The organism is Streptomyces sp. SS1-1, from assembly GCF_008973465.1.
GTDB lineage: Bacteria > Actinomycetota > Actinomycetes > Streptomycetales > Streptomycetaceae > Streptomyces.
The window spans coordinates 6469818-6492024 of record NZ_WBXN01000004.1 but is presented as its reverse complement, the minus strand read 5'-3'; the positions used below and the strand labels follow the sequence as shown (position 1 = coordinate 6492024).

Annotated in this window: 18 protein-coding genes; all 18 read right to left on the bottom strand. The window is 69.2% G+C overall.

Annotated elements, in window-relative coordinates:
- Positions 1–4: 4 nt before the first annotated feature.
- Positions 5–538, bottom strand: coding sequence for a hypothetical protein (locus F8R89_RS31070; RefSeq protein WP_151787073.1), 534 nt, complete (start codon positions 536–538; stop codon positions 5–7).
- 13 nt (positions 539–551) lie between these two features.
- Positions 552–1079, bottom strand: a complete 528-nt coding sequence (locus tag F8R89_RS31065; protein WP_151787072.1) for a hypothetical protein — start codon at positions 1077–1079, stop codon at positions 552–554.
- Positions 1080–1096: 17 nt separating this feature from the next.
- Positions 1097–1432, bottom strand: a complete 336-nt coding sequence (locus F8R89_RS31060; protein ID WP_151787071.1) for a hypothetical protein — start codon at positions 1430–1432, stop codon at positions 1097–1099.
- 45 nt (positions 1433–1477) lie between these two features.
- Positions 1478–2368 (bottom strand): hypothetical protein, encoded by an 891-nt coding sequence (locus F8R89_RS31055; RefSeq protein WP_151787070.1) that lies wholly within the window; start codon positions 2366–2368, stop codon positions 1478–1480.
- 9 nt (positions 2369–2377) lie between these two features.
- Complete coding sequence (locus F8R89_RS31050; protein WP_151787069.1) at positions 2378–4126, bottom strand: hypothetical protein; 1749 nt, start codon at positions 4124–4126, stop codon at positions 2378–2380.
- A 4-nt stretch (positions 4127–4130) separates the two neighbouring features.
- Positions 4131–5486: a hypothetical protein gene (locus F8R89_RS31045; protein ID WP_151787068.1), complete on the bottom strand. Its 1356-nt coding sequence runs from the start codon at positions 5484–5486 to the stop codon at positions 4131–4133.
- Between the two features lies 1 nt (position 5487).
- Positions 5488–9936 carry a hypothetical protein gene (locus F8R89_RS31040; RefSeq protein WP_151787067.1) on the bottom strand — a complete coding sequence of 1483 codons (4449 nt, stop codon included), beginning with the start codon at positions 9934–9936 and terminating at the stop codon, positions 5488–5490.
- Positions 9933–10145, bottom strand: coding sequence for a hypothetical protein (locus tag F8R89_RS31035; RefSeq protein ID WP_151787066.1), 213 nt, complete (start codon positions 10143–10145; stop codon positions 9933–9935). Before F8R89_RS31035 ends, F8R89_RS31040 begins: the two co-directional genes overlap by 4 nt.
- A 17-nt stretch (positions 10146–10162) precedes the next feature.
- Positions 10163–10669, bottom strand: coding sequence for a hypothetical protein (locus F8R89_RS31030; RefSeq protein WP_151787065.1), 507 nt, complete (start codon positions 10667–10669; stop codon positions 10163–10165).
- A gap of 149 nt (positions 10670–10818) precedes the next feature.
- Positions 10819–11208, bottom strand: coding sequence for a hypothetical protein (locus F8R89_RS31025; protein WP_225994547.1), 390 nt, complete (start codon positions 11206–11208; stop codon positions 10819–10821).
- Between the two features lie 3 nt (positions 11209–11211).
- Positions 11212–11712 (bottom strand): hypothetical protein, encoded by a 501-nt coding sequence (locus F8R89_RS31020; RefSeq protein ID WP_151787064.1) that lies wholly within the window; start codon positions 11710–11712, stop codon positions 11212–11214.
- Positions 11709–12539 (bottom strand): hypothetical protein, encoded by an 831-nt coding sequence (locus tag F8R89_RS31015; protein ID WP_151787063.1) that lies wholly within the window; start codon positions 12537–12539, stop codon positions 11709–11711. The genes F8R89_RS31020 and F8R89_RS31015 overlap by 4 nt, the downstream gene beginning before the upstream one ends.
- A 13-nt stretch (positions 12540–12552) precedes the next feature.
- Positions 12553–13425, bottom strand: a complete 873-nt coding sequence (locus F8R89_RS31010) for a hypothetical protein (protein ID WP_151787062.1) — start codon at positions 13423–13425, stop codon at positions 12553–12555.
- Positions 13426–13494: 69 nt separating this feature from the next.
- Complete coding sequence (locus F8R89_RS31005) at positions 13495–14172, bottom strand: hypothetical protein (protein ID WP_151787061.1); 678 nt, start codon at positions 14170–14172, stop codon at positions 13495–13497.
- A 13-nt stretch (positions 14173–14185) separates the two neighbouring features.
- Positions 14186–15064: a hypothetical protein gene (locus F8R89_RS31000; protein WP_151787060.1), complete on the bottom strand. Its 879-nt coding sequence runs from the start codon at positions 15062–15064 to the stop codon at positions 14186–14188.
- 47 nt (positions 15065–15111) lie between these two features.
- Complete coding sequence (locus tag F8R89_RS30995) at positions 15112–16869, bottom strand: major capsid protein (protein WP_192806283.1); 1758 nt, start codon at positions 16867–16869, stop codon at positions 15112–15114.
- Positions 16870–17062: 193 nt separating this feature from the next.
- Entirely contained in the window at positions 17063–20308 is a 3246-nt protein-coding gene (locus tag F8R89_RS30990; protein WP_151787058.1) for a hypothetical protein, read from the bottom strand.
- Complete coding sequence (locus F8R89_RS30985) at positions 20283–22091, bottom strand: hypothetical protein (RefSeq protein WP_151787057.1); 1809 nt, start codon at positions 22089–22091, stop codon at positions 20283–20285. Before F8R89_RS30985 ends, F8R89_RS30990 begins: the two co-directional genes overlap by 26 nt.
- Positions 22092–22207: the final 116 nt, after the last annotated feature.

Genomic DNA, 22207 nt, shown 5'->3' with positions numbered 1-22207 from the left:
CTCCTTACAGGGGGAAGACGACGATGCGGCGGGACAGGAACGTGCCCGTACCGGACGCCACCCGGTACTTCGCCGTGAACGTGTTGGAACCCGGAGTCAGGTCCGTGTGCAACGCCACCCCCGACGCGACCACCCCCGCACCCGCCACACCGAACACGCCGATGCCCCGGTTGTCCGCCGGAGCGATCGACGACGCGCCCGACACCTCATACGCCATACGCGACGACCCGGCACCCGAGTTCTCCAGCGAGCCGTGCACCAGCACCAGCGCGAACGGACCCGTCTCCACGGTCACCTCGGGGCCCAGCGTGGTGAGGTCGGTGTAGCTCGTCGACGTCGTCGTCTCCGACACCAGGGTGCTCGCGGAGGCAGGCACGCGTTCGGTGATCTCGTTGGTGCCCGACACCGTGAAGTAGGCGCCGGACGTGGTGGCCTTCGCCGGTGAGGTCTCGTTCAGGTTGTCCCGCACGAACGTGTTGAACTGGGCTGCGGTGAAGACGCTGCCGGAGACTGCCGTCATCGGCGCGGACCAGGCCATCGGGCACTCCCCTTCAGAACGGCATGACGATGATGCGGCGGGACAGGAAGGTGCCGGTGCCCGAGCTCACCCGGTACTTCGCGGTGAACGTGTTGGAGCCCGGGTTGAGCGCTGTCCACAGGGACACGTCGGAGGCGTTGACGTTGCCGCCCGCGACGCCGAAGAAGCCGACACCGCGGTTGTCGGCAGCGGCCAGGCTGGTCGCGCCGGAGATGTTGTAGGCCATGCGGGCCGAGCCACCCCCGGAGTTCTCGGCGGAGCAGCGGACGATGACCAGTGCGGCAGGCCCGGTGTTGACCGTGACGGTCGGCCCGATGTTCGCGCCGACGCCGGTCAGGTCCGTGTACGTGGTCGAGGTGGTGGTGCCGGTGCCGAGTTCGAGGGCGGTGACGGCGCGGCGTTCGGCGATGGAGTTGATGCCGTCGGCGGCGAAGTACGAGCCAGCCGCCGTGGCCAGGGCGGGTGCGGTCTCGTTGAGGTTGTCCCGGACGTACTGGTTGAACTGGGCCGCAGTGAATGTCGAGTTCGCGACCGCTGTCATGGGGGCGGACCAGGCCATCAGAGGGCCGCCTCGTACTCGCGCTGTTCGGCACGGAGCTCGGCAGGGGTCTGTCCGTGCGGCAGGCCCAGCCGCACCGCCTCGACGTGCCCGTCCGGGTACCAGTTGCGGGTGCCCGGCACGGGCCGTTCCAGGAGCGCCTCCCAGATCCCGTCGGGGTCCGCCGGCCACTCGACGGGGGCGACCATCTGGCAGCCTCCGTCGCCGGCGCAGTGGAAGGTGCCCTGCCCGGGGTTGAGCCTGACCGCGTTCGCGCAGTAGCGGCGGGGGCAGTCGGCGATCCACCTGCCGTGGTTGACGCGCGCCCTGGCGCGGGCCGTGATGAGTTGGGCCATGCGTGGGACGGTAGACACCGCCCCGCGAAGATCATTCCGGGGTGGTCAGGTGCCGAACCGGCCCAGGTCGAACTGTCCTTGTGTGGCGTGGTCGAAGATGAAGACCGCGTCGGGGTCGTCGGCGGCGGTCGGGTCGAACACGCCGTCGTTGAAGCCGAGCCCCGACGCGTCGAAGGTGAACGGGTTCGCCGGGACGATCAGCCCGGTGCGTTCACAGCCGAGCGTGGCGTAGTGGACGCGCTGCTCGCAGCCCGTGTCGCTGTCCTCGCTGGGCATGCGGGCGATGGTGTGCTCGATGCTCTCGATATGGAAGGACGCATCGAGTCCTAGTTCCCCGTGCTGAATGGTGATCATGTCGGAGATCGTGCGGGACAGGATCTGCAGCAGGTGCTCATGATCGGACGACACCAGCCGCATCGTCACTGTCGGCCGGCGTTGCGAGTAGTGGGCGAGGAGCAGCTGCGCGATGGCGTAGGCGTCGTTGGCGTTCGCCCATGGGGCGTCGCCCGGATTGGAGCGGCGGCCGTGCCGGCCCACGCTGACAGAGTCGGCCGAGGACACCTTGACGGTGCGGTCGGTCGGGACCGGGCGGCCGCGGACTTGCAGGCGGGTGATGGTGACGGCGCCGCCGACGGCGGTGACGCTGATGGTGGTGGACTGGCCGGAGCGGCGTGAGATCGACGCGAGGACGGTGCCCGGGCCGGAGAAGATGATGTCGGTTCCGTTGACGGGGTCGAGGGCGTCACGGAACGGGTCGGATGCCTTGGCCTGCACCTGGATGGTTTGGCCGAGCGCGAGGGCGATCGTCTCGTCGCTGGACCAGACGGGTGTGTAGGTGTCTTGGGGGCGGCGGACGTCGACGTCGAAGGACACGTCGTTGATGATGTCGCGCCAGCCGTGGGAGTAGCCGAACGGTTCGAGGAAGGACAGAGACATGGGCGGTCCCTAGCTGAGGGCGGCCCAGTGGGCGCGGGTGTTGGGGGTCTGGCTGGCGAGTGTGATCGAGGATGGCAGGGAGGTCTGGCTGCCCGGTCCGGTGAGGAAGCGGGCGGTGGACGTGGTCAGGCCGGGATTGACGCTCATGGCGCCGCCTGCGCCCATGGAGAACTGCGGTGGCGTTGTGCCGACGGCGAGGATCGCGATGTAGTAGTAGCCGACCGCGAGGGTTTGCGGGCTGGTCAGGGCGATGGTTTTCCCGCCGGTGCTGGTCCAGTTGCTGGCTTGGTCGGCGCTGACGGCGAGGCGGGTGCCGCTGCTGTCGTAGAGGCCGACGAAGCATTGTCCGGAGGTGAGTCCGCTTCCGGCGGATTCGATACCGAGGTGGATATTGCTGACGACCGTCGACCGATTGACGATCTTCACCTTGTGCAGGTAGACGGTCCCGGACGTGATCGTGTTGGACGTGGAGCGCAGGGTTGCCGGATCGCTGGTCCACGCGATCAGGTTGTGATCGGCAGGAGTGAACGACGAGTCGTTGACCGTGGTCAGCGGGTAGGACAGCAGCCCGGCTTGGATGGTGCCGCCGCCGAGGAACGCGGTGATGTCCCGGAAGACAGTGGAGGCCACCTTGCTGTAGGTGGTGGTGGTGCCCGAGTTCGCTTCGATACGGATGCGTTCGAAGATGTTCGGGCAGGCCGCGGACGTGTTGGCGTCCTGCACAGCGACCAGGGAGTCTCCAGTGTGGACGTTCAGATAGTTCGCGGAGAACCGGTTGTTCCACGCTCCGGTGCCGCACACGAAAGCTTTGTTGCTGGAGCCGCCGTCGCGGCAGGTCACGTAGTTGAGGTCGAAGCTGTTCGACTCGCCGGATGCGACGTTGACGAGGGTCTGAAACTGTTCCAGGTTGCTACCGATGAACCGGTTGTGTGATCCGGCGATGTAGATACCGGTGGAGGTAGCGCCGTTGGCGTAGGCCTCGCACATCGTCCACACCGTTTGGTTCATGGTGCCAGCGGGTGAGTCGATGCGATAGGCGGTGCCGCCTGCGCCGGACAGATCGACGAACGACCGGGTGACGGTGAGGTCGCCCGGGTTGAAGTCGGCGTGTTCGGAGAACATGCGCCACCCGTTGCCGACGCCACCGATCTCGATGTTCTCGAACACGCTGCGGAACGGGCTTCCGAGGTGGAGGGCGTAGCCGGTGTGGGTGCCGTCCCATGGGCCGTGGATCTGCAGGCTGCGGAAGCTGGACTGCCAGAAGGAGCGGTGTCCGCTGTCGGCTCCGTTGGTGGTGTTCGACGAGATGCCGTGGCTGGCGCCGCTGATGGTGATGCCGAAGTCGGCGAGGTGCGCCCGGATGACCTCGGTGAGGTGGATGGCGGAGTCGAGTCCGCTGCCTGCGGCGAGGGTCGTGACTTTGGGGCCTTGCCCGGTCAGGGTGAGGTCGATTTCGGTTTCGACATCGTCGGCGCCTGCGAGGACGAGTTGCGCGGCAAGGTTAAAGGTGCCTGCGGACAGAACGATCCGCCCGCCGCCCTCGGCCAGGGCAGAGTCGATGGCGGCCTGGATCTGCACGTCGTCGGCGGTGCCGTCGCACACGTACTGCGCCCTCGACCGCACACTCGCCGGCGCATCGGACGCCGCCACCAACTGGTAGAACGTGGCGGCGGCGAGCTCCGTCCACACATCCTCAAACGCCTGGTTTACGGGCACATCCCAGTTCAGGGTGCCGTGCTCGATGGGTGAGAAGGGCATCGCTCTATCCTCCGAATCCGCCTTCGCCGAAACCGCACTCGCCGAACCCCAAGCAGTCCCCGCTGTGCCCGGTGTCGCAGTCGGCCGGCCGTACTGCGGTGAACGTGGCCTGTGGTGTGAGCGACGCGGCGCGCAGAAGCCGGTGGTGCCGGTCGCGGAAGATGAAGGTGCCGTCGGGGCCGACGTAGGCGATCGACGGCGGGCCTTCCGAGGAGACGAGGTCGGTGACCGCGGTGAACGCGTCGACTTCTTCAAGCCACCACCAGGGCACGAACGTGGCCCCGAGATCGAGGTCGCGGGGGCCGGTCCAGCCGACAGCGTCGAGGACGACACCGATGAGGGTGCCGGTGCGCTGCGCCTCGAACAGCTCCGTCGAGATGGTGTTGCCCTGCAGCAGCGACAGCAGGTCCAGGCAGGTGATGTCCACGCTGCGGTCGCCGCGGTCCGGGTGCACCTCGAAGTCTTCGATGCGGCCGGTGAACAGCGGGTACAGGGTGTCCTGGTAGACGGTCTCCGCTTTCACGGGGGCGGCTGGTGACATGTCGTCGGCGATCGGCGAGTCCGGGTTCTCCGGGCTGTAGATGCGGTCGGCGTTGCACAGGATCATCGACAGGGTGCCCACCCGTGGCGGCGACAGCTGGCGGGCCTGGTCACGGCCGTAGGCGAAGGTGACCGGGCCGCGTTGCAGCACGGCATCGGTGACGTCGTCGTACCCTCCGTCGAAGCCGCCGTCGCCGGTCCAGTCCACGGCGACGGTGTACCCGTCGGTCATGACCGGGGTGGTGTTCACGTTGTCGAAGAAGGCGTAGTCGTTGGCGCCGTCGTCCCGGTAGGCCAGCAGCTGTGCCTGCAGGTCGGTGTCGCTAACCCAGGCGGGGGCAGTCTCCGTATGTTGTGCTGTCCAGACGCGGCCGTCTGGAGAGGTCTCCCAGGACAGGGTGCCGTCGGCTTCGCTGATGCGGAGCCACGCGTGCTGGACGGGGTCGTAGGGGACAACGCCGGGGTCCTCGTCGGTGTAGTCGACGTGGACGGCCATCAGCAGCAGGTTCGTGGATACGTCGATCTCGAAGACGATCTGTGTGCCGACCACGCTGGAGACGACGAGGAGTTGACAGAACACGCTGCCCGTCGCGCCACCCACTGAGGGCGGGATTACTTCGACGCCGACGTGTGAGGAGGCCAGTGTGTACGCGGGCTGGGATGCGTAGGCCGCGTAGCCCTGATTGCAGGGCACTCTCGCCCGGCCGGCGGGCTGGTCGGGTAGCGCACCGCCGATGGCCTCGTTGTAGTTGTCTGGCCATTTGACTGTGTCGACGGTGGGGGCGGTGAAGTCATCGGTGAGCGTCTCGAAGGCGGCCATGTCACATCCCCGCTGTCGAGGGCAGACGCCGCTGCGTCTTCAGCCGGGCGAGGGACTTCGCGAGCCAGTTGTCGAGTTCCATCTGCGACCCGATGACGCCGCGGTTGTCGAGGGTGACGTGGTAGTGGTGATGGATGTCCCCGCTGCTCGCACCGTCGCCGCCACGCACCGGCATCGAGGCCAGGGCGCCACGCGGGATCCGCATCGAGTTCAGGGCGGCCATGGTCGGCCGGCCGTAGTAGCGGACCGCGGCCGCGCGCATCATGAACTCGTCGCGGGAGGCGAGGATGGGGATGCTGTCGGAGGTGCTGGTACCAGGGCCGACGATGGGGCCGCCGCGCGCGTACTTGCCGTACTGGCCGTAGGTGCCGAACTTGCCCCAGTTCCCGAAGGTGCGGCTGTAGGGGTTGCCCTTCCAGATCTGGGCGATCATGTCGTGGAAGCGTCGGACGTTCGCGGACATGCCCTTGAACGTCATGTCTTCGAAGACGTTCTTCCCCGAGCGCACGGCTTTCTTGATCTCGGAGACGGCCGCCCAGAATCCATCGGCGACCTTCATCTGCTCACGCTGGTAGTTCTTCGACATGCCCTGGAAGCTGACGTCCTCGAAGAGGCGTCCGCCCCACTTGCCGCTGTCGACGAGGCGCTGCAGTTCGGCGACCGCAGCCGCGTACCCCGAGCGGGGGCGGCTGGCCTTCGCTGTGGCGCGGGCGGAGATGGTGCGGGCGTTGCCCGCGGCCGCCGCGCCGATCCTCTTCGCGGCCTCGGACACCTTCGGGTGGGAGGCGGCCATTCCGGAGACGAGACCGTCGCCGATGTTCCGTCCGATCGCCGCGAACACGGTTGAGGGGCTCTTGATGCCGAGGGCTTTCTTGATGGCCTTCTGCATGCCCTTGGCGATGGACAGCATGAGCTTCTCGATGTCTTTCTGCTGGGCTTTCAGCCCGGTGAGGAAGCCCTTCCCGGCGTGCTTCCCGGAGTCGTAGAGCAGGTCGGCGCCGAGCTTGCCGAGCTTGCTGGACTCCTTGTTGATGTTGGCGTTGAGGCTGTTGTACTGCTTGATCGTGGCCTTGTCCGCTCCGGCGAGGGACTTCGCGAACGCGCCGCCCTGCTCGGGTCCCATCTCCAGGATCTGCCGGATGAGGTCCTTGTTGACGCCCTTGGCCTGCAGCTTCTTCACGCTGGCGGTGAAGGCTTTGATCTGATTGAGGGACGCCTGCATCTGCCCCTTCACGTACTTCGGGGAGTAGGCGTCCTCCTGCACGATGGAGGCGAGGCTGCCGGTCGCGCGGGCTTTGCTGGCGGTGTCGGTGGCGAACTTGTTGGCGTCGGCGATCTTCTTCGAGATCGCGTCGCGTTTCCCGGCGAGGGTCAGGAGATCCTTCGTTTCCCGGTTGACCATCTTCAGCAGGTTGGATTCCTTGCGGCCGGAGAACGCGGCACGGATGTCCTTGGCGAGGTCGGCCGACACCGACTTGATCTTCGCTTTGGATCCGGTCAGGCCGCTGATGAACCCGGCACCCACGTCCTTCGCGAGGGCCCTCGTCTTCCTCGACGGCGAGGAGATCTGCAGCTCCGTGCGCACCGCCGTGACCACAGCCGCCGCCATCGCGCGGGCCGCCGCCTCCACCCCGCGGGTCGCCGCGCCGATCCCCGCCGCCAGCCCGTCGCCCGCTGCCGCGCCCGCGCCGGCCAGTCCCCCGCCTGCCATCCCCGCGGCGGCGGAGAACTTGCCGGAGTTGATGGCTTCCAGTAGCGGCAGGTGCTGCGCGGTCGCCTTGGCGTTGACGACGAACTCGCCGTTGGAGACACGGGCAAGGATGCTGTCGGACGTGCCCGTGCCGGGCCCGGTGATAGGGCCCCCGGAGGGGAAGCCGGGGATGCGGCCGCCGCGCGCGTAGCGGACCAGACCGCCCGTGGCGAGGCGACCGCTCGCGCCCAGGAACGTCAGACCATCGGACCGTTTTGCCGGCGTGTAGTGGGCCGTGATCGTGACGGACTTGCTGCGGACGGTAGCAAGATCTTCCTTGGCCTTCCTGACCTTCCGCTGCAGATCCTGGATGTTCGCGGTGAGTGTGGCCTTCTTGCTGCCCTTGGCCGTCTTGAGCTGGGTCTCGGCCTGCTTGACCTTCGCCTGCCACACGCCGATGTCCGCGGTCAGCTTGGCTTGCTTGCTCGCCTTCGCACCCAGCAGTTGACGTTCGGCCAGCGCGACCTTCAGCCGCCAGTCGGCGACGTCCGCGGTCAGCTTGGCTTTCTTCTCACCCTTCGCCGACTTGAGCTGCTTGTCCGCCTCGGAGATCTTCGACTTCCAGTCGGTGATGTCCGCCTTCAGCATCGCCGTCTTGTTCGGCGTCTTCAGGATCTGCGAGGCGAGCTGCTCGGCTTCCGTCTTCGTCAGGCCCATCTGCTGGGCAGTCGAGACGAGCTGCTGACGGCCCCGCTCATAGATCTGGATCGCACCCGACCAGGAGCCCGTCGACTCCCGGTTCGCGGCCGCCGCCTCGTCCGTCTTCTGCGCCAGGTTCGACAGCGCGGTCGCAGCGGCCTGCGCCTTCGGACTGTTCAGGTCGAGGACGCCGTTGACCACGTTCAGCGAGCCGGCGTTCTCCTTCGCGGCCTTCGCTGCCGCGTCGATGGACGCCTCGAACCCGATCATCCCGCCGAGCGCGGCCCGGTTCACGTCGTTCAGTGCCTGGATGCTTTGCCGCAGTCCGTCGGCGCTCATCTTCTGCTCGGCGAGCTTCGCCGACGTGTCCTGCGCCTGCTGCCCGAACAGGCCCATCGCATCCGCCGCAAGCTGCTGCTCGAACTTGGCGTCTGCGAGGGCCTCCTTGTAGCCGTCGAGGCGGCTGGTGAACTCCTCGGTGTCCCGGCCGCCCTTGCCGTACTCGGCGGTCAGCCGCTTCAACGCGTTCGCCGCGAGGTCGGCCTGCCCGTTCTTGACGAGCCCGGCGAGGGCGTCGTCGATCGCGTTCAGGTTCTCCTTCGCATCCTTGACCGGCGTGGAGTCCCAGCTACCCAGGCCGCCGAGGGTGACGATGAACTGCTGAATGTTGTCGGTCGTCGACGGGTCGGTCAACGAGCGGACCTTGCCGTACAGGCCGTCGAGATCCTTACCGAAGTGCTTGGCCGCCTCCCCGGTCGCCTTGCCCTCGGCGCCCAGCCGCTTCAACGACGAGGTCAGCTTGTCGACGTCCGGCGGTGCCGCCTTGCTGCCCTGCGACAACTCCGACAGGGCGACCACGAGGAGGCCGATCCCCGTACCCGCCACCGCGATCTTCGTGGCGCGGGAGAGGCTGCCGATCGCGGCAGCCAGCCGCGGCAGGATGCCCGTCGCTCCCGCGGCGGCCGCCTGCATCCCGGACACCGCGGCGGTGAACGCGGCCACCCCGCCGGAGATCGCGGCCATGCCTGCAGCGGCGAGGCGGACCGCCTTCAGGGCGAGGGCCATCTGCAGGAGGCTGGTGATGACGTCGGGTGGCAGGGACGCGGCGATCCCGGCGAGGGCGTTGACCACGGTGAGGAGGCCCGGGCCCACGTTGGATGCGGCGACGAGGATGTTCGACAGGGCCTCCGCGACCCGGGACAGGGTCTCGCGGACGAGGGGTGCGTTGGCGCGCGCGTACTCCATGAACTCGCTGACGCCGCCGGACACCTTGCCGGTGTTCAAGGTGCGGGTGAAGCGGACAAGGGCGTCGTTGGCTTTCGCCAGCGAGCCGACCGCGAAGTCGGAGAACGAGTTCATGAACCGGTCGAAGCCGGGTGACGCCAGCCCGCCGGCGGCGATCGTCACGAACCGGTTCAGCTCCGTCGACGTGCCCTTCACCAGCGGCGTCAGCTTCGGGAACACTGACGTGAACGCCTGGATGCCTTTCGTGGCGACGGGCATTGTGTTGCTGGCCAGCGCGTCCGACCACTCCTGGTAGCGGTCTTTGAGGACGCTGACGGCGGCTGCGGTGGTGCGGGTCGCGGCGGGCATCTGCGCGACCTGCTTGGCATAGGCGGCCTGCGCCTCGGCGGCTTTCGCGGAGGTGGCGCCGTGCTCGTCGACGGCTTCCTTGTACTTCTTCTCCGCCTCCCCGGCCTCGGTGATCGCGGACACCTGCCCGGCTGCGGCTGCCGCGAATGCGCCGACCGCGACGGCCGCGGCGCCGAGTCCGGCGGCGATGGGCGCGGCCTGCGCGGCGATCGGGATCAGTGCTGGGGACAGCAGCAGGGACGCGCCCCGCAGCCCCTCCACCGCATCGGAGAACCGGTTGGTGTTCGCGGTGACGGTGGTCAGGGTGCCGTTGATGAGGCGGCCCTCGGACGTGAACCGTCCGCGGATGTCACGCAGGCGGCCCTGTGCGTCGCGGGACAGGCCGTTCAGGGCGAGGAGGGCTGGGCTGGTGTTGGCGTTGACGGTGATCGTCGCGTCGCCGAGGTTGCCGCCGGTGGGGGTGCTCATTGCAGGGTCACTCCCATCGAGGCGAGGAAGCCTTGAGATGCGTCCTCGGCGCCTCGCCACCACCAGGGCGCGCCGGGGTCCTGCTGCGGTTCGATCTCGCGGCGTTCACGGCCGGGCAGTGCCCATGCCGAGACACCGAGGTCGGCGTCGAATCGGGCGCGCGCCTGTTCCTCGGTCTGTCCGTCGCGGACGTTCAGCCGCTGCAGCATTTCGTGGTAGATCGCGTTCAGGAAGCGGTCGGCTGGGAGGTCGGCGAAGTCGACGCCTCGGGCTGCGTACTCTCCGTCGAGGGCGTGCCAGATTCCGGGCTGGCAGACCCATCCGATGAGGACGGAGACGGCTGTGTAGGGCGCAGCCCGTACTCCTCCAGCAGCCACATGATGACGTCGGACAGCTGGTCGTCGTCGATCGGGTTGGTCTTGTCGGTGAGGCGGGCGGAGAAGCGTTGCCACGATTCGGGGAGCAGCGCGAGTTCGAGGGCCTGCTTGAGCATGCCGAGCTGCTCGACCATGGTGTCGACCTGGCCGCGGTCGTTGTACAGGGTGACGAACTGGGCGAACACGTCGGCGGGCAGGACCGGCGCGGCTTCGAAGGTGTCGTCGTCGATGGTGAAGGTGAGGCGCTTCCGCTTCCGCGTGAAGTCCTTCGGGCCGGCCGGGGGCGGGGGCGCGGCGGCCATGACGGGGGGCGTGGTGGTGGTCACGCCGGTCGGGGTTGTGAGCAGCTCGGTCATGCGGGTGACGGTAGGTTCACCCCGCGCATGATCATTCCGGGGTAAGGGCGCTTCCGGAACTGCACTTCCGGAAGTGCAGTCACATGGCTTTGCTCCAACTAGTCGCGCATGCCGAAAGACACAGCTACGCGCGCACAGGGAGCGCAAGACTAAAGTGCAGCCCTAAGTGCCTCTTTGAGAAAATTATTGGGTTTGTTCCCTGGATGATTGACGACGGTCGCGAACACGACCTGCCCGCCCACCGTGAATCGCAGGGCCTTCTTCGTGCGGGGCACGATCCGGTGCGGGCGGGTCCCGTTCAGTACGTAGATCGCGGCCGGGTGGTCGACCTTGATGATGCCCTGGAAGTCACCCGTCGGGCCGCGCCGGATCTGCGCCCGGATCCGCGCCTTCATCCCGCCCGGCGCCCGGCGGATCGCCTCCGCCTCCACCCTGCGGACGCGGCGCTCCATGTTGTTCCACACCATGCCGCCGGGCAGGCGCAGCATCCGCTCGATCCGGCCGCGGTGAAGGTCGAAGCTCGTCGACACCGAGAACACGGCTCACCCCCTCGGCAGGGAGACGATCGCCCGGACCTCGTTGCCGACGCAGCCGCCGGCCGGGCCCTGCGCGATCAGGGGGCGCAGGATGAAGTCGGCGATGTCCCGGTCGGCGTTCATCTGGCACAGGGTCACCGACAGGGCGCGCATCATCTCCTGCGCGTCGCGGAGCACCTCGCGGGCGGACGTATCGAGTTCCGTGGTGGTGGGTGCGGTCATCGGGTCGTCGGGGTTGGGGGCGCAGCGCACCACCTGCACGACGATCTCGGCGGCTTCCCACGGGGCGTCGCAGGCGTTGCCGACGCGGCGGGTCAGCGGGTCGGGGAACGTCTCGGTGGGGTAGATCTGGGCGACGGACACGGCGAGGAGTCCGCAGTCGCATTCGTCCCAGGCGATCGCGCCGGGCACGACACCGGACCTCTGCGGCGTGGTGGTGAGTTCGGCGTGCACCGCCTGCCGCAGCGTCTCGGCGACGGTGTACCACTTGTCCGCCCCGCTGATCATGTGCCGGGCTTTCGTACCGTCGGCGCGTCCACCCGGTACACGCGGGAGCGCTGCCGGAGCCCGGCCGGGTTCCACGTCGCGACGAACATGTCCACCAGGTACAGGCCGGTGCGGCCCTGCCGGAACAGCTCGCCCACATCGGGGTAGCTGATGGTGACGCCCTGCCGCACCAGCTGCTGAAGGCCGGCCGGGAGCTTGCAGTCCCCGCCGTCCGCGGCCTTCGCGATCTCGCAGGCGAGCTGGCCCATCGCGAGCGCGGTGCCTTCGGGCAAGGGTTCGCCGTAGCGGGCGGTCACCGACCAGGCGCCCGACCCCGAGTCCACGGCGAGGTTGTTGCTGCGCGGCCACATGCCGCCGTCCGTGCGGACGAGCAGGCGATGGTTGTCCAGGCGGTACGCCGACGGGGACAGCGCCGCCCCGTCGATGACGACCTCGGTGATGTCGTACACCGGTGCCGGCAGCCGCACCTCCGACACCTGCGCGCAGCCGCAGCCGGATGTGCAGGACCCGCAGGTCAGGTTGAACCAGAGGCCGCCGATCAGTGCGGGCTGCGGCCAGGCCTGCCCGGTCCATGGGGGGCCGAAGTCGTCGTAGAACCGGCCGTCGTTGCAGTCGTCGCGGCACGGGCGGAGCGTCACCTCGCACAGTCCGAACCGCATCCCGGACAGGGCGTACAGGGTTTCGGTGGCCGTCGTGACGGCGATCCCGGTGACGGCCGGGTTCAGCGTCGACAGCTCGCACGTCCACTGCACGGGCCAGTCCGAGCACGGGCCGCGCATGCCGCCGCTGCCGGACGGTGTGCTCAGGATCGGGTTGATGACGGGCATCGCGTACCCCCTCTCACGGCGTGGTGTTGTCGGTGATCAGACCCAGCAGGGCGAGGGCCGCGGCGAGGGACTCCCCGGCGGTGCCGTCCGCCCACGACCCGTCCACCGCGGGGCGGCTGACCGGGGCGGCGCCGAAGAACCCGGCCGTGTTGTTGGCGCCGTCCAGGGTGTGCCGGACGGTGCCGTACAGGGCGTCGACGAACTCGAACTTCCCAGCCCACTGCGTGTTCTGTGCGTCGGCGGACAGGCGGGCGTAGGAGCGCTGGGTGCCGTTGAAGCCGTCACCGCTCCAGTTGGAGACGATCAGGTCGGTGCCCGTGGCTTCGAGGTCGAGGGCTGAGCCGTCGACGCGGAACCGGTAGCCCTTCGTGAAATCCGTGACCGTCAAGTTGCCGCCCGAGACCTGCGCGGGCCCGGCGACGTTGAGGGCGGCGAGGAAAGCTGTGCCCTGCTCAATCGCGGCGACCCGGGTGAGTGCGTTCTGCACGAACCCGTCGAGGTTGCTGACCTGCCCGGACAGGGTGGTCACCGTGCCGGTCAGCGTGTTGACGACCGTAAGGGTGGCATACGTGGCGTCGGCGCGGGTGACCTCGCCGTCGATCGCCTCGTCCAGATCAGCGTGCGTCACAGGCTGCACGCCCGTGCCGACCGCGACCTCGAACGCCTCACTGTCGATGTGCACCCAGTACAGGCCCTCCTCCGCCCAGAACTCCAGGCGCCCCGTACCCGACGTGGACAGCGGGTTGGCGAGCGGCACCGTCCCGCCGGCGTCCGCCCACAGGGTGGCGAGGGTGTTCGAGTCGTGGACGAACACCCTCGCCGGAACCTGAGTGGCCAGCTCCCCGGAGGGGAACCAGAACAGCTCGCTGTACTGCGCCAGAGCCATCGGACCCCTCTCCTCGAACGGGACGGGCCCGGCCGCTCACCATCGACCGGGCCCGCGCGGTGGCGCGTGCTACGCGACGAGTGTCGTCGGGTTGCAGGCGATCGTCGGTGGCTCGGTCGTCGTCACGTTCCACAGCCAGTGCTCGTCGAGGTCCAGTTCCAGACCGGCGGGCAGGTAGTCCGCGCCGACCATGTCGAGCCACTGCGCTGTTGCGGCGCGGGACTCGCTGGTGGTCTCCAGCGTGGAGCGGCCGTTCTCCACCATGTACGAGCCGAGCTGTGTGGCGCCCACGTTGGGCCACGCGTTGTAGATGAACCGCTGCACACCGGACGGGTCGCAGGCGCCCGCGCCGGCGACCTCCTGCCACACCTCCAGGCTGTAGCGGCGGTCGGGGTTGCCTTCGGAGACGGCGAAGCCGGTGCCGGTTGTGGGGCTGCCGGTGGTGAGTTCCCGGGCGGAGATCATGAGGGCGACGGCGCTGGTGTTGATCTCACAGAACTGGCTGGTGAGGTTCATCCGCTTCAGCGTGGGGTCGTCCTTCTGGTTCACGCACGGGAGACCCGAGGCGGTCCGCTCGAAGAACTCGGTGCCGTCCTCGTACTGCGGTTCCATCTGGACCTGCACGAAGCCTCGGGTGACGACGACGAGACCGGACGTGCCGGTGATGGGGACACCGCAGGTGTCGAGTTCGATGACCCTCATGTGCGTGCCCTTGATCGGGGTGGCGCACGTGGAGACGGTTGCCATGGTGATCTATCTCCTACTCGGTGGGCACGCCCAGGACAGTGTGTGCGGCCAGGTGGCAGCACTCGAAGCCGATCAGGTAGGTCCGCTCGGCCTGCATGCGGAGGGTGTTGGTGGCCCGGTTCAAGCTGTCGCGGACCTGGGTGAAGTACACGTTCGACCGGTAGCCGAACGCCGCGCCGGTGGCGTACATCCACGTGGTGCCGGCCGCCGGGGTGGAGCCGTCCGGGCCGGTGCCCGGGTAGCCGCCCCCGGCGACGATGAGGTTGCCGCCCGGTGTGACGAGGCGGCCGTCGTCGTCGACGCGGGCCAGCTTCCACGCGGCCAGCGTCGGCAGCGCGGAGCGCGGGATGTGGATGAGGCCCTGGCCCTTGTAGCAGTCGGCGAGGTTCTGCTCCAGCGCGCCGAGCGCGGTCGCCACGTCGGCGCCGGTGACGACCGGGGATGCGGTCGTCTGCAGGACCACGTCCCCGTCGGTGACCTCAGTGCCGGCGGCCAGGTGCGGGAAGACGACGCTCTGGTCGGCGGCGAGGCCGGTCCAGAACGCGGTCTCCAGCTGGTGCTGCTCGACGCGGGCGAGGGCGTCCTGCGCCACCGTCTGCGCCTCACCGAGCCCGACCGGCCCGCACTGGAACTCGGCGATCACCGTGACCGGGGTCGCCCCCCGGAACTCCTGCTCGACGTTCGGGGTTTTCGCAGGTGGCGCCGGAGGACTGCCGGTCCCGGTCACGGACAGGCACTCGTCGTAGGTGGTGTCACCGGTCGGGCAGCGCTCGATCCAGGTGACCCCGTTCTGCCAGTGGACGCTGTCCGGGCTGGGAGTCTGGACGGTGTCCCACAGGCCGTGCGGCAGGGGGGTGAACACCGTCGGCAAGTCGATGAGTTGGCGTGCCATCGGCGCTCACCACCCTTCGTCAGGTCGCGTCACGGAATCAGGGGGTGTCAGACCCGGGCCTCGTCGCCGAGGAGCGCACCGGTGGCGCCCTTGACGTTGAACGGCACCGTGTAGCGGCGGGACTCGTGGCCGACGCGGGCGACGAGGTGCGCCTCCTCGGACCATGCGGCGGTGTGGTCGTTCGTCTCGTTCAGCACGCTGTCGCGGACGACACCGAGGTCGAGGCTCATGCCGTTGCCGTGGAGGAACGTGCCGGCCGCGTACAGCAGGAAGTCGACGGTGGTCGGCCAGGCGGTCATCTTGCTGCTGTTGCCGAACTGCGAGGCGCCGCGGACCTGCCAGTCGTCGACCCACTGCGGGCGGACGTTGCGGACGGTGAACTTGGCGTCGATGTCCGCGTTGGACACCTCGGTCAGGTCGACGCCTGCCTTCCAGGCCATGTCGGCGCGGACGGCCTCGCGGACCCAGGCGGGGAACACGATCTCCAGGACGTCTTCGAGGGCCATGCCGTAGCGGGCCCGGTAGTCGGTCGCGGCGAGCGCGGCCGCGTTGAAGATGCGCGGGGCGGCGGAGTCGTCGGTCTGGCCGCCGATGGTGGTGGCGTTGCTGGAGCGGGCGACCATCAGGGCGATGAGACGGGCGTTGATGGCGTGGTCGTGGGCGGCCATCAGCAGCTTCAGCATGTTCGCTGTGGCCTCGGGGTAGGCGGCGTCGGCGAGGTTGCCTGCGGTGAGGCAGATGCCGTATGCCTCCAGACGCTCCTCGTCGAAGTCGGGGCAGGGTACCCGGATGCACGGCTTGGTCGGGGAGCCGGTGGCGGCGGCGATGTCGTCGGCCTCGGTCCACAGCCAGGGATTCGAGGTGCCGTCGAAGGTCTCGGCGAACGGGGCGAACGCGCCGCCGTCGATGGCGTCCGCGAGGGACGGGGAGACGGGGAACTGGACGCCGCCGCGGGTGACGCCGAACGTGGGCAGGTCGATCAGGCCGGAGGATCCGGCGATGTTGAAGAAGTCGTAGCGGGTCTCGGACGGGGCGCACCAGCCGCCTGCCGCGACGAGGGCTTCGGCGGAGAGGCCGTCGCGCTTGGTGAGGAACCGGAAGAGTTCCTCGACCTCGGACGGCTTGGTGCGGTCGTCGATGGAGTGGGAGAACTCGTTCCTGATCGACGCGACCGTCTGGTAGTTGGGGTTGCCGCGGGTGACGGCCATGGACTTGGCCTTGCGGCCGACGACGTCGATGACGGCGTCGAGGCTGGTGAGGTCGCCGCCGTGGGCGACGCCGGGGATGTCCACGGACGCGGTGATCGCGAGGCGCTGGGTGGGCACGTTGGGCTTGGGTGCGTGCTGGGCGGTCTCCGCGAGGGACGCGGTGGCGCGGCGGGCGATCTCCTCGGGGCGGACGGTGCCGCCGCGGCGGTCCATCATGAACGCCGACAGTGCGGCGGTGACGCCCTGCGCGGTGGCCTCGGCGATCGCGCCGGCGTCGACGGCCGGGGGCTGCTCGGTGGTCTGCGCGGTGGCGGGGGCGCCGTGGACGCGGGACTGGAGCTGGGAGAGCTGGTCGGCTACGCGGGCCTGCTGGATCTGGGCCTGCTGTTCGGCGCGGACCTCGCGGACGCGGAGTTCGCCGCGGATGCGGTCGAGGTCGTCGGTGAGGCGCATCGCGTAGGTGAGGGTGTCGGGGTCGACGTTGTCGATGGCGCTGACGCGCTCGAACTCGGCGACCGCGCGGGTCTCCAGTTCGGCGAGGTCGGCGTCGCTGGAGAGGGTGAGGTCGGACGGGGCGCTGAACAGCTCGTCGGCCACGATGTCCTCCGTGATCGAAGGGTTGGTTGCGGGCTCATTCGCGCCCTTTGATCGTGGAGGTTAGCGCATAGCACACACACCGGTAAAGGTCAATTCCCTTTACCGGTGCGCATAAATGAACTGGTCAGGCTCCTGCCGGGGGCGGCGGAGGCGGCTTCGGCTTCCGCTTCTTATTGCAACTGCACACGTTTGCTCACCTCCCTCCGGGGTGGACGCGGCGCGACAGCATCCGCATCACGAGCCGCACAGCCTCACGCTCCTGCTCCGCCTGCGACCGACCCCACGCCACCGTCGGACGACCAGCCGCCACCAGCGCCTTCACCGTCTTGTCGGCCTCCCCCGGTGCAGCCGACGCCACCCGCGCCCGCATCTTCGGCACAGGGAACCCCGGCACGTTCACCGCCAGCAGACCCACCAGCCGCAACTGCCCGCCGATCCGCCGCCAGTCACCCGACACCTGACCGGCCGCCTGCAACTCGTACACCCGCAGCGGATCCACACCCGGCCGCACACACCCCGCGACCCAGATGCCGTTCTCGTCGTTGCCGACCGCCACATCCGCCACCGCGGCGCCGGTGTTGTCGTAGTGCTCCGCCGCCGGGACCGCCCCGTAGTGCAGCGGCGCATGCCCCGTACCCACCGTGATCTGACCGACCGCCACCCGGGAACCGTCCGCGCACACCACCTCACCGGTGCGGTAGTACGGGTGGTCGTCCTCGTGCGGCGGCTGCACGCACACCTCGTCCTGCCCGATGTGGCAGGCCCCCCACTGCGCGGCGTGCCCGTAGATCCGCCCGTCGTCCGTCACCGTGATCGGCGTCGGCAGGGACAGCTTCGGATCCGTGAACCACTCCGCCGGAGGCCGCCACACCTCCCCCGACGCGGTGACCGCGTGCAGGGCCCGGAACGGCTCCGGCTCCCGCCCGGCGTCGCGCAGGTGCGCGGCGACGTGGTCGTACACGCCGCGCCGGTCCGCCTCCGGAATGCTCGCGCCGCCGCGCGCCCCGTGCAGGGCGGCGATGACCGCAGAGCAGGCGGTGAGGTTCGCGGCCCCGGCCGTGCCGTCCTCGCTGATCTGGTGGTGCAAGAACTTCGCCGCGCTCTTCGGCATCTCACCGTCAGTGACAGCAGCCCCGTCGTACCAGGCGTAGGCGGCGCGCGCCTTGTCCACCGTCAGCTGGTCGATGCGCTTCTCGTTCGCCGGACCGTCCCACTCCCCATCCGCCGTCGCGGTGTCGTGGGTGCCGATCGCGCCCATCTCCTGCACCCGCAGCGTCGCCAGCTCTGCCTCGGTCACCGGCTGCCCGCCGGCCACGACCGCACCGGCCTCGTCGAGGAGGGCGATGTACGCCTCGGCGAACGCGGGGATGTCGACGAGGGTGGCTGCGCGGATGCGGCCGCCGTGGAAGATGACCTTCTCCGGCTGCGCGAACAGCATCTCGAACAGGTCGTCTTCCTCGCTGTCGCTGCTGCCCGCGTTGACGTCGTCGGGGAAGACGTACTCGACGTCGGCGTCGCCGATGCTGTCGGCGTCGATGCTGACGCCGCGCAGGAACTTCCCTTCGATCTTCGCGTGGACGCGGCGGCCGTCGTCGTCGGACAGGTCGAGGACGCCGGCGCCCATGATGCGGTTGCCGTCGCGCCAGATCTTGTCGATGCGGCCGACGTTGACGGCGATGGTGCGGGCTTCGCCGCCGTGGGAGTCTTCCTTGTTCCACCTGAGTGGGACGGGCAGGTCGGCCCAGGTGAGGGCGCCGGGGGCGAACTCGCGGCCGTCGCCGGTGACGATGCCCTCGACGGCGAGGGGTCCTTCCCACGGGGCGGTGTCGCCGCTGTAGTCCATGCTTTCGTCGCCGTCGTCACCGGGCTCGCTGGTGGTGTCGTCGGTGTCGCCGGTCATCTCGGCGCAGGCGGTGTCGGCTTCCTCGCGGCTGGCGAAGCAGCCTTGCAGTTTGTTGTCTTCGTCGACGACGGCCCACGGCGTGTCGGCACCGCAGTCCGGGTGGTCCTGCACAGTGCGGTACACGGTGCCTCCCTGCTCGTGATCGGTCGGGGGGATTGTGGCCGCAGCAAGAGCCATGATCGTTCCGGCTGTGGCTTGGTCGTTGTCCTGCGGCCAGACGGTGACGATGGTGCCTCGGCAGCGGGCGCCGCCCAGGCACTTGGTGTAGCCGCCCGTCGGGTAGGCGGCGCGCGCGTCGGGCAGGTTCGTGAACCGGGTGCCGTCGATCTCGCGGCAGGCTGGGCAGGAGTTCTTGTCGAGGATCTCCGTGGCCGTGTACTCGGCGGGCGGGGCGACAGCGAGGACGGCCATGCGGCCTTCGTTCTGTGCGGCGGTCATGGCCGCGCCGATCTGCTCCTCAACCGCTGCGCCGGACAGGGAGGCGAGGTGGTCGTCGACAGCAGTCGCGACCTGGGTGGCGCTGCCGGAGCCCCACACGCGCATGGCCTGGCGGACAGCGGACTGTACGAGCCCGGTGCCGAGGACGCGGGCTGCGGTCCGGCCGATCTGGCGGAGCCGGTCGCGGATCGCGGCGGCGGTGACGGCTTCGTCGTCGAGGGACCAGTCGGGGATGGTGATGCCTTGGGCTTCGGCCTCTTGCTGCTGGGCTTCGCCTGCCTCGCGGGCGTAGGAGATCATGCGGGCGATGAGGAGGGCGGCGCCGTCGCTGGTGTCGACGGTGAGCTGGTTGAGGCGGTCGAGGTCGTCGGCTTCGGCGGCGGCCTGTACGGCGGCGGTGATCTGTGCGCGCTGCGCCTCCTGGACGTCGGTCCATGAGGCGACGGCCGCGTCGACGGCCTCGTGCCACGCCCTGTCCATGGCGGCGAAGTCGACGTGGCTGCGCGTCTCCAGGTCGGTGGGCTGGCGGCGCAGCGGCCCGGCCGCGGTGAGGCTGGCGGCCAGCGGAACATCGGTGTAGTCCCCGGCGAACGCGACCCTCACCCGATCGAAGGTGACCGGGCCGAGGCGCTCTTCCATGGGGATGATGACGTCGAGTTCGTCCGAGTACGCCGCGCATACATGCGCGACCCATGGCGTGTGCTGGTCGGGCAGCGAGACGTCCGCGCCGCTCGACATGAGTGCCTCGGTGGCCAGCTCGTGCGCGGCCTCCAGGGAGGGCCCGTACTCCCGGTCGTCCCCGACGGACCACACCCATGAAGGCTCGTCCGAGTCGCCGTTCCAGTGGGCCGCACCGAACAGCCTCGCGTGCACCTGAGGAAGCCCTTCGGCGAGGCGGCGCACAGCGTCCACGATCAGCGCCCGGGCTTCGTCGTCGAAGTCCGCTCCCTTGCCGAGGTAGTAGAGCGTGCAGTGCAGCTGCTCCTCGGCCTCCCCGCCGTCGACCGCCAGCCGCGCCGCATCCTCCGGCGTCGGCATCAGCGCGATCATCGCGCCCTGCAGGTGCGAGCCGTCAGCGGCGGCTGTGAGCGTGGCCATGCGAGCTCCGAGTCGTCGAGAAGAACCCGCTCACGTCCATCAGCGGGGAGTGCTTGCCGATCGTGAACCGGCCGAACGCGTCCAACCTGGCCTCGTACACCCCGGACGCCCCGGGCCTGGGCAGGCTGTGCAGCTTCAGCGCGGCGTGCGTGAACGGACACGACCATGCGTGCTGCGAGCACAGCGCCGGGTGCAGTAGTTCGGGTGGCCGGCCGGTCGCGAACCGCACCGCGTGCAGGGCCTGTGCCTGCTGCACCATGCGTTCCTGCCGGGCGGCCGCAGCGGCCTGCCGCGCCTCCTGCCCGGGTGGCCCATCGGCCGACGTGGCGGGTGCGCCGCGCTCGGCTGGCTCCGGTTCGGGCTCGGGCGCCCGGCCGCGTGGGGCTTGGCCGGGTGCCTGTGCGGCGACGGGCTGGATCTCGACGGGTTCACCGATGAGGGTGGACAGGGCGGATCCGGCGCCGGACGGCAGGGTCTTGATGATGACCTTGAGTGCCTGCTCTTTGAGTTCGTCGTCGGTGGGCTTGTCGGCGTCTTCGAAGCCGGTCTCGCGGCGGAGCGCGTCCCCGTTGATCTCCATGCGGTCGTACAGCTGGATCGCGTTGTCGGAGCGGTCGGGGCGCAGCGTCAGCTCCGACATGTCGTACCAGACGACCCACTTCGCCCAGTCCTCGACGCGGGATGCCTTGAGTCGGGGCTGGAGGTAGTTGGTGGTGAGGGCGGCGGCGATGAGTTCGGCGTCGGGTGCGATGTTCACCTTCAGGGAGGTCTCGTCGACGGCCCAGGCGTTCCAGTGGTTGAGGTCGCCCATGCCGAGCAGCACCTCGGGTGGGACGTTGAGCTGGGACGCGAGACGCTTGATCGCGGAGTCCCGCTTCTCAATGATCTTGTCGTCGATCTTCAGGGTGAAGTCGAGATGCTTGATCCGGTCGACGTACTCGGCAGGCACCTTGATCGGGATCGGTACGACCGCCGACGCCGTGCCCGGAGTGCGGATCGCCTCCGCCGCGATCTCGATCCACTCCGCCATGAACGGATCCGGGGCGTCCGCGAACTCCTCCCGCACCGGGAAGGTGATCTCATCCGGGACGAGCCACACACCGGCCGACGCCAGCCGCGACAGGTACTGGGCGACGATGTGCCGGTTGACGAGCTCCAGCTCCCGCATCGTCGTCCGCGCCGCCCGGGCCGGGGAGTCGGCCAGGTGGTGGTAGCGCTTGTTCGGCCGCCACACCCGGATCGGCGCCATGCTGTCGGCCGCGAGCGGCCTCCAGATGTTGCCGGTCCGTGGGGAGTTCTCGTCGATGACCTCGTACTTGCCGCGCGCGGCCCGGACTTCGTCGATGGAGCGGACGGACCACTTCTCGACGCCGTTGACGTTCTCGACGATGAGGTAGCCCTCACCCGGGACCGACAGCTGCGTGCCGAGCCCGGCCATGATCTGCGCCTGCCCCGCCACCCCGCCCGCGAATTGGGTCATGAGGTCGACGGCGGTGCCGGCGTCGGCGCGGACGGGTTCGTCGGCGCCGGGCTCCAGCTTGGCCGCGTAGAACCGGACCCGGGACAGCATGTTGGATTCCCAGTCGGCGGCGTACCGGAATTCACCGAGGCTGTCGTAGTACGTCCACGCCTCGTCCTGCCAGACGTCGGTGCTGCGGATCAGCTCGGTGCGCGGACTGGCGACGGCAGCGGCGGCGGCGGTGAGGGAGGGGGGTTCGTCGGCGGGGGGCTGGCTGGGGGTGGGCAGGGGTCCGCGTCGGGTGAATGCGTGGTACCAGGCCACGGGGCGCCTCCTGCTCGCTGGTCTGCGCGGCAGAGTAGGCAGCACCCAGGAAAGATCATTCCGGGGTGGGGTGCGGGAGCCGCCCGCGGAACGCGCGAAACGCGGGCGGCTCACCC